The sequence below is a fragment of the Pantoea sp. BJ2 genome (genome assembly GCF_040255075.1).
Taxonomy (GTDB): domain Bacteria; phylum Pseudomonadota; class Gammaproteobacteria; order Enterobacterales; family Enterobacteriaceae; genus Pantoea; species Pantoea leporis.
Genome location: NZ_CP158293.1, coordinates 680,722 through 692,934, shown reverse-complemented (window position 1 = coordinate 692,934; position 12,213 = coordinate 680,722). Strand labels below are relative to the sequence as shown.

The 12,213-nt window shown below is 50.8% G+C and carries 7 protein-coding genes; 4 read left to right on the top strand and 3 right to left on the bottom strand.

What is annotated here, in order from left to right:
* Positions 1 to 384: 384 nt before the first annotated feature.
* Positions 385 to 1,638, top strand: coding sequence for a diguanylate cyclase (locus AAF463_RS22670; protein ID WP_350262174.1), 1,254 nt, complete (start codon positions 385 to 387; stop codon positions 1,636 to 1,638).
* A 549-nt stretch (positions 1,639 to 2,187) separates the two neighbouring features.
* Positions 2,188 to 3,732, top strand: coding sequence for a methyl-accepting chemotaxis protein (locus tag AAF463_RS22665; protein WP_350262172.1), 1,545 nt, complete (start codon positions 2,188 to 2,190; stop codon positions 3,730 to 3,732).
* Positions 3,733 to 4,093: 361 nt separating this feature from the next.
* On the opposite strand, the gene AAF463_RS22660 is transcribed toward AAF463_RS22665, so the two are convergent.
* Both AAF463_RS22660 and AAF463_RS22655 read right to left on the bottom strand, forming a co-directional pair.
* Positions 4,094 to 7,210 (bottom strand): multidrug efflux RND transporter permease subunit, encoded by a 3,117-nt coding sequence (locus tag AAF463_RS22660; protein WP_350262170.1) that lies wholly within the window; start codon positions 7,208 to 7,210, stop codon positions 4,094 to 4,096.
* Between the two features lie 47 nt (positions 7,211 to 7,257).
* Positions 7,258 to 8,148 carry an ABC transporter six-transmembrane domain-containing protein gene (locus AAF463_RS22655; protein ID WP_350262168.1) on the bottom strand — a complete coding sequence of 297 codons (891 nt, stop codon included), beginning with the start codon at positions 8,146 to 8,148 and terminating at the stop codon, positions 7,258 to 7,260.
* 86 nt (positions 8,149 to 8,234) lie between these two features.
* On the opposite strand from AAF463_RS22655, the gene AAF463_RS22650 reads away from it, so the two are divergent.
* Positions 8,235 to 8,816, top strand: a complete 582-nt coding sequence (locus tag AAF463_RS22650) for a TetR/AcrR family transcriptional regulator (protein ID WP_350262166.1) — start codon at positions 8,235 to 8,237, stop codon at positions 8,814 to 8,816.
* Positions 8,817 to 9,280: 464 nt separating this feature from the next.
* Positions 9,281 to 10,450, top strand: a complete 1,170-nt coding sequence (locus AAF463_RS22645) for an ROK family transcriptional regulator (RefSeq protein WP_137387222.1) — start codon at positions 9,281 to 9,283, stop codon at positions 10,448 to 10,450.
* Between the two features lie 8 nt (positions 10,451 to 10,458).
* Here AAF463_RS22645 and AAF463_RS22640 read toward each other — a convergent pair whose 3' ends face one another.
* Complete coding sequence (locus AAF463_RS22640) at positions 10,459 to 11,886, bottom strand: amino acid permease (protein ID WP_350262164.1); 1,428 nt, start codon at positions 11,884 to 11,886, stop codon at positions 10,459 to 10,461.
* Between the last annotated feature and the right edge of the window lie 327 nt (positions 11,887 to 12,213).

Genomic DNA, 12,213 nt, shown 5'->3' with positions numbered 1-12,213 from the left:
GCAAAGTATGATGACTCAATACTCACCTATAATTGCCCGACTGAAGACGGAGTGGTAAATATTGCCTATGCATTTTCAGACGCGCCCACGCGTATGGCATGAGCATCATATGTCGCTGGATAATACCTGCTCGATAAAAAGCACGAAGCGAAACGCCGTGTCGAGATCGGCGATGTTTAATGCGGGTCACTAAAGATCCTGAACTCATCAGCCGATAAATAGAGATCAGCTCTTGCGGCCCTAAGATGCCTCATAACAGGCTCTGGCAGTGCTGCGATGGAAAGCATGACGTTATCATTATCAGGCACTTTTTTAGCACCTGATGGGTTTTAGCAGCAGAAATAAATGTGTTCAGCATCATCGGCAAACAACGGAATCACCAGCATGAATATCGCGATCAAACCCACACTTTCTGCCGTTTGGTCGACGGATGCACGGGGCATTTGCATTGCCAGCCAGGAAAGCCCTGAAGGCTTATTGCCACTACTTAAAGGCATAACGCTTGGTGAGTGGCTTAGCCTTGCGCTGGTAGAGGAAGATGCAAAAATCGCGATGCAGCTGACAGCGGCATTAGAGTTTAAGACGCCTTTTAATATAGAGGTGCCGATCAAGTGTCTGGATGGAACGATGCGCCATGTGATTGTTTCAGGTCTGCCGGCATGCCAACCAAGTGATTCTCATACACAGTTTAGCGGCTTCGTTTTAGATGTTACCGGACAGCGCAAAGCCCTTCAGGACGCGCTGCGTACGGCGACAGAATATCGTCTGTTGATAGAAAACAGTACTGATCTGATCGCCCACTGTGATGCGGATGGTCGGTACGTTTCGATCTCTCCTTCGTATAGCGAAATGATAGGCTGGTCAGCCGATGAAATGGTGGGCCAGCTGGTGGTGGATTTCCTGCATATCGACGATCAAAAGCCTGCTGCGGCAGTTCTGGCAAATATCTTCAACGGTGCTGAGTTACCAGACGTCGTCGAGGTGCGCAAGCGGCATCGTAACGGTCACTACATTACACTTGGCACTAAGGCCTGTGGCGTAAGCGATCCCTCTACAGGTAAAAATATCGGAGCAGTGCTGGTTTCGCGTGACATCACCCGGGATAAAGAAAAGATGTTGATGCTTGAGCTGCTCGCGACCCGCGACACCTTAACCGGACTGCCAAACCGAGCCTGGATCAACGACAAAGTGCAATCCATGCTTACGCACGTAGAAGATCCTGCGTATACGACTGTCCTGTTTATCGATCTGAATGGATTCAAAGCAGTTAACGATTCGATGGGGCACGCAACAGGGGATATGTTGCTGCAGCAGGTAAGCGAACGGCTACAAAGTTGCATGCGCCAGGGCGACTCGTTAGCACGCCAGGGAGGAGACGAGTTTGTCGTGGCAGCAACGTGCAGTAGTCATGATGCTGCAGCCGGTATTGCACTGCGCCTCATAGACGGCCTGAAAGCTCCATTTGCTATTAATGGCGTAGAAGTAAAGATCGGCGCATCGATTGGCATCAGCCTGGCACGATTTGGGACAAAAACGGTAAAAACCTTATTTGAAAATGCCGATACAGCGATGTATCAGGCTAAAGCACGACGTGATGGGTCATATCAATTTTTCCAACCTGATACGCTGCCAATGTGAGATTAAGCCAGCCCGTTTCACATGCTCTCTTCGGCGCTCAACTTCTTTTCCATTTAGCATGATCTTCAAATATGTGATGAAGTTGGCCAGAGGAGGGCATGCCGGTCGCCGTTACCACGGTGAGGACAAAATAGGACAGACTTTCAGTATGATTATGGCGTTTGCTGGTATTACAGGAAGCTGTCGTTTCCTTTTCAATCCAATCTGAGTAATGGTAAGAGCGTAACATAAGTTAAATTTTCTCGAAGTAAGCGTGTTTTTAAAACACGCTTCGTTTTTAAAATAATGTAACTAAAAAAATATAAAATATTTTCCCTAAAATAAAGGTTAATTTAAATTGAGTTATTTACGGAGTTAAATTAATCCAAAGCATTTAAAAATGCCAAATTTAACTTAAGTAAACCGTGATAACTCAAGCAGTTCTTATATTTTCCGTGCGTGATGAATTTGAGTGAAGCCCTTATTAATTTGTCGCGCAGGCAGGGTTAATTTCACTGTCTATAATTCCTTTTCTTCGGCAAAGCATCTTGAACTTTAAGAGAATTATAAATGAAAATATCTACACGTCTGGCTGCGGGTTTCAGTCTGCTCATTATTCTTTTCGTATTGTGCACGGGGATTGCTCTGAACGCATTATGGCAGGCGCGGGATGGGATGGAAGATACGGTCAATAACAAGATGAAGCGCTTTACGCTGGTTCAGGATATGCGGGGAATTGCTCGAGATATGGCCATTGCCGTTCGCAACCTGGCTTTACTGAGCGATCCCGTAGAAATGCAGCCTGAATGGCAAAGATTAATCTCGCAGCAGAAAAATTATATTGAGAAGCGCCGTGAGCTGGTGGATAGCATGAGGATCAATGTTTCCTCTCACGGCAAGGAGGCTCTTGAAAAAGTCGTTGCCTCTGAGAGCGCCGCGATGGAGACGTTAATGATCGCAGGTCAAATGGGACTCGATAACCGTCAGCAAGAAGCAACGGTTTACCTCATGAAAACTGCGCGACCGGCGCAACAGGCATTAATGGGATCGCTGGATGCGCTAACAAACATCGAAATGACACTCAGCAAGGATACGATGGCTGAGAATAGTGCATCCACGACACGTACAGCGTTTATTTTATTAATAATGGCGGCGCTCTCAGTGATTATTTCTGTGGTGACCGGTTATTTAATCGTACGTGTACTGATGCGTCAGCTAGGCGGCGAGCCCGCCGAGGCACAGGCACTTGCGGCAGCCATCGCCGCGGGGAATCTGACAACCTCAATAACCTTGCGCCGTAACGATAAGCACAGCTTACTGGCATCGTTAGATCGTATGCAGGAGAGTCTACGTGGACTGGTATCACAAATTAAAGACTCGGCTGGATCCGTTGCTTTAGCCGCGGATGAGATATCAAAAGGTAACACTGAACTTTCATCCCGCACTGAACAGCAAGCCGCTGCGCTTCAGGAAACGGCCGCGAGTATGGAGCAACTCACGGCAACGGTGAAAAGTAATACTGCAGGTGCACAGCAGACGGCACAAGTTGCACGTGGGACAGCAGAGCTGGCGCGAGCAGGCGAGGCGGATGTGCAGAAAATGTCTGATACGATGAACGAGATTTCTCTCAGCGCGACAAAAGTGAGGGATATTACTTCCGTCATCGAAAGCATTGCCTTCCAGACCAATATTCTTGCACTCAATGCCGCCGTTGAAGCTGCTCGCGCCGGTGAAGAAGGAAGGGGATTTGCCGTGGTTGCCGGTGAAGTCAGAACGTTAGCACAACGAAGTGCGACTGCTGCACGGGATATCAAACAACTCATTGAGCAGGCCGTAGGGCAGGTGGAAAGTGGTGTGAACGTGGCGACAGGAACCGGGCAGAGCATCATGAAAATCGTCAGCATGGTAGGTGAGCTTGCGGATGCGATGGACGAGATATCTCTGGCTTCTTCTGAACAAATGCAGGGAATTTCACAGGTCAGCATTGCCGTCAGCCAAATGGATGGCGTAACGCAGAACAATGCTGCGTTGGTTGAAGAGTCCTCCTCTGCGTCGCAAGAGCTTTCTGCTCAGGCACATGCGTTACGAGGCATGGTTGAAGCGTTCCAGGTTTAATATTTTCATTTACATTGGGGCTCTTATTTAATCTGGGCCCCGCATTGTTTGAATTCTTTTCGTTCGACTCCGTGTGAAAACAGCCTTAGGCAAGCTTACTCTGTGGCTCTTCCTGTTAAGGATGGGTCGCTGAGATGGCGCTAAATACGTTGTCAGTGACGATGGCCGGGTATTACCGAAATATGAACTGCTCAGTGAACAATAATCACGATGCCAACAATGTCCGCTCCTGCCATAGTGGACGCTGTGCATGACAGCGTCCACTATGAGCGAAAAGTGGGTCTTCGCGTTTAAAGCAGGGTTTATTAACATTGTCGATGGATGGCAATGCAATCAACTCAGGATTGCCTGGGCTTAGCATTCAGCCTTTATTTACCCTTTTCAGCAAGCCGCTAAGCTTTTGCACAGCCGATGTGATAATCACAAAAAATACGGGCACAAAGAAGATGGCCAGCAGCGTACCGCTAAGCATCCCGCCGAACACGCCTGTGCCAATCGCATTCTGGGTGCTCTTACTGGCACCGTTTGCCATCATCAGGGGAACCACACCAAGAGTAAAAGCCAGTGACGTCATGATAATTGGCCGCAGGCGTAGTCGGGCTGCTTGCTTCGTTGCCTCAAGCAGCGGCTCACCCTGCGCATAAAGTTGTCGCGCAAACTCTACAATGAGGATGGCGTTTTTGGTTGAAAGTCCGATTAGTGTGATCATACCGACCTTGAAAAAAACATCGTTAGACATACCTGCGAGAAATACCGCCAGTAGAGCGCCAGCCATACCCAGCGGAACGACAAGTATTACTGAAAGCGGTACTGACCAGCTCTCATACAGCGCGGCAAGCACCAGGAAAACAATAAGAACGGATAAGGCGATCAACAGCGGCATTTGAGCCGCTGAGCTACGTTCCTGCAGCGAGGTGCCAGTCCACTCGGCGTAATAGCCTGCTGGAAGAGAAGCGGCAAGTCGGTCCATTTCAGCCATCGCTGCCCCGCTGGAGTAACCAGCAGCGGCGCTGCCAGTGATTTTAATCGCCGGATAGCCCTGATAACGACTGAGCTGCTGCGGCGACTGGGTCCAGTCCGTCGAGATAAAGGCCGACAGCGGCACCATCTCACCCGAGGCATTCCTGACGTAAAGCTTGAGTAAATCTGCCAGCTGCATACGGTAACGGGAGTCCGCCTGCACAATAACCTGTTGTACTCGCCCGTTATCTACGTAGTCATTGACGTAGTTTGAGCCAATCGCGACTGACAGCATCTGATTAATGTCGTCAAAGCTGACGCCCATTGCCTGCGCTTTTTCTCTATCTACCTCAAGAGTGGCACTTACACCCGCAGGTAAACCCTCAATGTAGACATCACTGACCACGCCACTGTTATTGGCTTTCTCCGTTAGCTCTGAGGCTGTCTGCAACAATGCTGCAAAACCGCGGCCGGCACGATCTTCGAGGTAGAGATCAAAACCCGATGAAGTCCCCATATCAGAAATCGCGGGCGGCATCAGGCTCATTACCGTGGCGGCGGGATCGTCATTCATCTTCGTCTGGACAAATTTTGCTTCACCATCAGCGGTTGCGCCTTGCCGTTCGCCCCATTCTTTCAGGGTGGTAAAGGCCATCGCGGTGTTCGGACCGGATCCGGAAAAACCAAAGCCAAAGATGGAGATATTACTGGCAATGCCGGGCCTTTCCATGATCGTTTTTTCAAGCCGATCAACCACATGACGGGTTCTTTCTTGTGTGGCATCTGACGGCAACTGGATCGACGTCATAAAGTAGCCCTGATCGTCTTCAGGGATAAAGGATGAAGGCAGCGCCAGATAGGCAGCAAAAATCACCGCACTCAGCATGGCATAAATCAGCATGACGCGGCCGCCACGGCGCAGCGTGGCGTGCAATGCCCGCTCATAGCTTGTTGTTAGGGTACTGAAGCGGCGGTTAAACACGCCTGCAAAGCCTTTCTTTTCTACGCCGTGCTGCGCAATCGGCTTCAGCAGGGAAGCACACAGTGCAGGGGTCATCGTCAGCGCAAGAAAAGCCGAGACCAAAATGGAAACAGCCATCGAAAGTGTGAACTGCCGATAGATGACGCCAACCGAGCCGGTGGCGAATCCCATGGGAATAAATACGGCGGTAAGCACCAGCGTAATACCGATAATCGCTGGTGTAATCTCGCGCATCGACTCACGTGTTGCTTCTTTTGGCGACAGGCCTTTTTCAGCCATCAGGCGCTCAACGCTCTCCACTACCACAATCGCATCGTCAACAATGATGCCGATAGCCAGCACCATGCCAAACATGGTCAGCACATTAATGGAAAACCCGCTCATCAGCATTACGGTAAAAGTGCCGAGCAGCGCCACCGGCGCGACAATTGCCGGAATAAAGGTGTAGCGCAGATTCTGCAGAAATAGCAGCATCACCAGGAATACCAGCACCATGGCTTCAATAAAAGTGTGGATGACTTTCTCAATCGACAGCTTCACAAACGGCGCGGTATCAAACGGCACCGAGAACGCCATGCCCTGCGGCAGCACCGTTGAGAGTTCATTAAGCCGAGAACGCACGCCCTCCGCCGTGCTGACGGCATTGGCACCCGGCATCAGCTGGATCGCTGCGGCAGTAGCCGGATGGCCGTTTTCACGAATCGCGTACGCGTAGCTCTGTAGACCCTGTTCCACGCGCGCCACGTCAGCCAGCCGGACGCGCGAACCGTTACTTAGCGCCTTAAGCGTAATGTTGCGGAACTCTTCCTCAGAACTGAGCTGCCCGCGTACGTTAAGCGGGTAGGTCACAGCTTGTCCGGGCTGCGCCGGTTCATCGCCGATTCTGCCCGGCGAGACCTGGGCGTTCTGCTGGCTTAGCGCGGTGGTAACGTCGCTGACCGAGAGCTTATAGTTAAATAGTTTGACCGGGTCCAGCCATACGCGCATTGCTTTCTCAGCGCCGAACAGCTGTACTTTGCCAACGCCTGGCACGCGGCGTAGTTCCTCAGAAACGTTACGCGCAAAATAGTCGCTAAGGTCCTGTTCGCTGAATCGACCCGAGGGCGAGCGCAACCCGACGATCATCAGAAATCCCGCGTTGGCCGCCTCCACGTTCAGACCGTTCTGACGTACGGTCAGCGGCAGCCGGGATTCAACCACCTTGATTTTGTTCTGCACATCAACCTGAGCGAGCTTGATGTCCGTTCCGGGTTTAAAAGTCACTGTAATGCTGGCAGTGCCTGACGTATCACTTGAAGACTCGAAGTAAAGGATGTCGTCAACGCTGGAGATTTCTCTCTCGATCAACGAAATGACCGACTCATTCATCGTTGCTGGCGTGGCGCCGGGATAGGTCACCGTAATGCTGACGCTCGGAGGAGCCACAGCGGGGTACTGCGCCACGGGCAACCGCGGAATGGCAATTATGCCTGCCAGTACAATAAACAGGGCGATAACCCATGCAAAAACAGGCCTTTCAATAAAAAATTGCGGCATCGGAATATCCGGGAATTAAGCAGTAAAATTTGCAGTGTGCGTTAGGATCAGATTTGTTCCGTATGGACGCGGCGGCCGATATCACTCAGCTGGGAGTATTTCTCCAGCAGTTGAGGGCCATTATCCAGGCTGGTAGCGAACATCCACATATAGGTCATGACCGAATAAATGTGCCCGGCACTGATCCCCGTTGTATGCGTCATCCAGATAATGGTCAGACTAAATAGCATGGCGACAAGCACGCCGATTGACAGATATCCCATTGCCTCGCGATCGGAGAGGCGTATGCGTAATCTGGCGAGCGTGGAGTAATGTCGCTGTAAAGATAACGATGTCGCCCTGCTAACAAAATCAACCTCTTTTTCCAGCCGATTATTGAGTTTGTTATAGAGCACTTCATTTTTACGGGCAAAACCAGGCAGGAAACAGGCCAGTAAAGCCAGGATGACCAAACAGGCAATACCCGCCCAGAATTCGATAATCAGCAACATCACTGCGGCACCCATCATCGAAAACAGCGAAGTGATGAGCATAGGAAAATGCAGTTCAAAAAAATCAACAAACTCTCTCGACAACACAACCCGTGCTGCAACGGTTGAATGATTTAAGTTATTTTTACGTTGAGTCTTAATCACGGATACGGCCAGGGCCGCATAAATCCTGGCAAAAGTGCGGGTATCAACGCTTCTGCGCGCTGCACCCAAGCACCAGATAAATAAGATCAATACGCCATAGAGCATCGCATTTATCGTCTGCCCGGACATGATGGCGTTTATGGAGACGCCAGCCAGGATCGGATACAACAGATAAGTGACGTTTTCGGCAACGACCAATAAAAAAGTAAAGAACAGCTTTTTGCGGTAGCGGTTAGCCAGTGATTTCAGCGTGCCGGAGGCGCTTGTGGTCGGGGAGATAGCCTTTATATTTTCAGTGTTCATGAGTGGTACTTCTGTTAAAATAGAGCAAGTGCTCAATAATGGTATATGTTATTTGAGCAACTGCTCAAAGTCAACTGAGGTAAGAGATGAACGCTAAATCTGAGCTAATGAAAGAGAAAATTCTTAATGCGGTTATTGAGTTATTTACAGAGAAGGGTATTGATAAGGTTAAAACGCGAGATGTAACAGAGTATCTGGGCCTGTCACGAAGCCATATTTACCATTATTTTAAAGACTGGCAGTCGCTGAGTCTCGCGGCAGTAACAAGTTTTATCAATGCAGAAATTAAGGAATTTCGTCTCATCATTCAGCCTTTATCCGCCAGGCAAAAATTGCAGGAATTTATTAAGGGGATGATTACCGATGCCCCCGACCCGACCCGTAAATTATATGGTTCCTTATGGTTACTCTCTACCCATGACGAAGCTTACGCGAGTCTGATGCAAACCTTTCTGGATGAGTGGCATGAGGTGCTGGCAAACATTATTCAGACAGGCATGGACGAGCAGTCGTTCCGAATTGTTGATGTGCACCGCGTAGCGCGCCAGTTGGATGCAATGCTGTTTGGTTATAGTGAGCAGATCTTAACCCTGCCATCTAAAGGCTTAGTAGAGCAGGCGAAGGAAGATATCGACGATTTTATCCATAGAAACATACTGACATGCTGATAAAACATTAATTTAGCGTGACGGCTCTGAACTGCAAGGGTTGAGCGGTCAAGACTTAGGGGCGGCAGAAGCGTTTTGCTTCAACTCTGTCTCCTGCAAGCTCCCCGGATGGATATGTTTAAATTATGAAGTGGGCTATTAAACGGAAAAATAGCTGTACCAGCAACATCCACTGCTGGGATTAACCAAATACAAATACAGAGCCATGCCCGTTCATTAATTATTTCAGACGACAACTCATTCATTCGTAACAGGCGCGGTTTTCGCATCGTTGTTAACCGGCCTGGTAGCCGTGGCGGGTTGGCTTTTTATCAAATAACCGTTGGGATGGTCACCAAGAGTTAGAATTATCGACATCCCCGCCTCAACCATTCACCTGCCCGAAAGGGTTGTAAAATGTGTGTGCGATCAGAGATATTGATGCGGCTATTCGCAGCGCAGGTGACGAAAGGGAAGGGAGCAAGGTGAAAACGTCGGGAACCAATCTGGAACACGCACGGGCGCACAATCGCCGCGTGATCATTGAAGCCATTCGTCTGCACGGCGAACTGACCCGCGCCGAGCTGGCTCGTCTCACCGCGCTGACGCCGCAAACCGTGTCAAATATTGTGGCAGAGCTGGAGCAGGCCGAACTGCTCACCAGTCGCGCGCCGCGCAAACAAGGACGCGGGCAACCGGCAATTCCGGTGACGCTTAATCCCGCCAGCGCCTTTTCGATCGGCATCCATCTTGATCACCAAACGTTGCTGATTGTGCTGGTGGATCTCACCGGCGAAATTCATTTCCGCCGCCTGATTCTGGTACAAAAACCCCAGCCGGATGCCACATTAGCCCGCATCGCCGACGTGCTCAGCGAAATTAAAACGCAGCTGGGCGATCGCTGGCAGAAAGTGCTGGGCATTGGCGTGGTGATGCCCGGTCCGTTTGGTGTTGAGGGCATCTCTTCAATGGGGCCGACCACGCTGCACGGCTGGGAACAGGTGGACATCGAAGCCAAACTCGCCGCGATGAGCGGCGTGCCGGTGACGTTGGAAAACGATGCCACGGTGGCAGCAATTGGTGAGCGCTTTCATGGCGTCGCGCGTCAGCTCAATTCGTTTGTCTATCTCTACATCGGCACCGGTTTGGGCGCTGGCATCATCATGGATGGCCACGTCTATAGCGGCCATGCGCATAACGCCGGCGAAGTCGGGCATGTGGTGGTGGAGCCGGGCGGACGTGAATGTTACTGCGGCAACCACGGCTGTTTAGAACGCTATGTTTCACTGCAGGCGGCGTACGAGTTTTGCGGGCTCGATCCGATGACCGCTTTGCCGGAAGATTTGCTGGAAGTCGATCCGGCGCTGTTCGATAAATGGATCGATAGCGTGTTAACGCCGCTGCGTCAGGCGATTAACCTGCTGGAATGCATCTTCGATGCCGAAAGCGTGATAATCGGCGGCATGATGCCTGCGGTGCTGCTGGATAAAATCATGCGTCGCCTGCCGCCGCTCTATCAGTCAGTGCGCGGTCGCTACCTCACCGGAACACGCGTAAAGATCGGTATGACCGGCAGCGATACCGCCGCGCTGGGTGCCGCCGCGCTGCCGATTTTTGACGAGTTCAATCCACAGTTTAACGTGTTGATGAAGTAGCGGCCTGATCATGCCGCGACCTTCACTGCCGTTTTCCGCTTCTCCTTCATCTTCCAGCACAGCCACAGCGCAATGAACCACACCGGCGAAGCGGCTAGCGCGGCGAGCGTGTCGGAATCAAATATCATGATCACTACCGAAAACAGGAAGAACATCAGCGTCGCCCACACCATCATCCTGCCGCCGGGCATCTTAAATTTGGATTTTTGATGCAGATCCGGACGCTGCCGGCGGTACACCAGATAAGAGACCAGAATCATACCCCAGCAATAGATCACCAGAATGGCGGCCAGCGTCGAAACGATGGTGAACAGTGTTGTCACATTCGGCACCAGGAACAGCAGCAAGGTGCCGCTCAGCATGCAGAAGCAGGAGAACAGCAGGCTTCGCAGCGGGATACGCGTGGTGCGTGAAAGAATACGAAACTGCCAGTGCGCATGCTTCTCGATCGATAAGCCGTATAACATGCGGGTGCTGGAGTAGACGCCGCTATTGGCGGAAGACATCGCCGAGGTGAGTGCGACGAAATTAATGATCGCTGCCGCCGCAGGCAAGCCGGCTTTGGCAAACAGCGTCACGAACGGGCTGGTATCCGGCGATACCCCTTGCCAGGACGTCACCGCGATGATCACCATCATCGAGAGCAAGTAGAAAATCACAATCCGCAGCGGCAGAGAGTTGATCGCGCGCGGCAAAATTTTCTCGGGATCGCGCGTTTCTGCCGTCATGGTGCCGAGCAGCTCAATGCCGGTGTAAGAGAAAATCGCGATCTGAAAACCAGCCAGAAAACCGGTGATGCCATGCGGCATGAACACCGCAGGATCGGTGAGGTTGTGCACCGAGGCTTTAACGCCATCCGGCGAGGTCCAGCCGGTAAATACCATCCATCCGCCGGTGATGATCAGCGCGATGATGGTGATCACTTTGATCAGCGCAAACCAGAATTCAGCTTCACCAAAAGCCTTCACCGACAACATGTTAAACAGACACAAAATACCGAGGGTAAATAACGCGGGTATCCACGCCGACATTTCCGGGAACCAATACTGCATATACGCGCCGCATACCACCACATCGGCGATGCAGGTCACCACCCAACTTAGCCAGTACGACCAACCGAGAAAGAAGCTGGCTTTGGGGCCGAGATAATCACTGACAAAATCGGCAAACGAGCGATAGTCGAGCCGACTAAGCAGCACTTCCCCCATTGCCCGCATCACCATATAGCTAAAAAAACCCACCAATAGGTAGATGATTAATATCGAGGTTCCGGCTACCGCAATATTGCGTCCCGCGCCCATAAACAGCCCGGTACCGATCGATCCGCCCAGCGCGATCATCTGAATATGGCGTTCGCTCAGCCCTCGCTGCAGTTTTTGCGGGGCGTCGTGAGCCCGAGCAGGCTGAATCTGCCCTTGTGTAGGTTTGTTAGACACAATGATTCCTTCAGTCTGGCGAAAAGACGCATGACGATGCCTGCCCGCAAGCATCAATGGCAAATATGGGTCGAACCTTAAAGAGGCACGTTTAAATAGATGAAAGAAAAACGAAATTAATAAAACGCTAATTCATGATGGAGGTTTCCAGCTGGGTTTTACTCATCGTGGTGGCGAGTGTTAACAAAGTCAATGCGGAAAAATAACAGTTTATTCACTTTTTGATGACCATCAAAGAACTGAAAAATAGGGATAAAATCAAAATTTATGCAATTAAGTGCATAATTAATGCATGGATATGCGCCATATGTGGCTCTTTTTTAATGC

Coding starts and splice junctions, on each gene's coding strand:
- AAF463_RS22670 (WP_350262174.1), top strand. CDS start 385: ATGAATATCGCGATCAAACCCACACTTTCTGCCGTTTGGTCGACGGAT.
- AAF463_RS22665 (WP_350262172.1), top strand. CDS start 2,188: ATGAAAATATCTACACGTCTGGCTGCGGGTTTCAGTCTGCTCATTATT.
- AAF463_RS22660 (WP_350262170.1), bottom strand. CDS start 7,210: ATGCCGCAATTTTTTATTGAAAGGCCTGTTTTTGCATGGGTTATCGCC.
- AAF463_RS22655 (WP_350262168.1), bottom strand. CDS start 8,148: ATGAACACTGAAAATATAAAGGCTATCTCCCCGACCACAAGCGCCTCC.
- AAF463_RS22650 (WP_350262166.1), top strand. CDS start 8,235: ATGAACGCTAAATCTGAGCTAATGAAAGAGAAAATTCTTAATGCGGTT.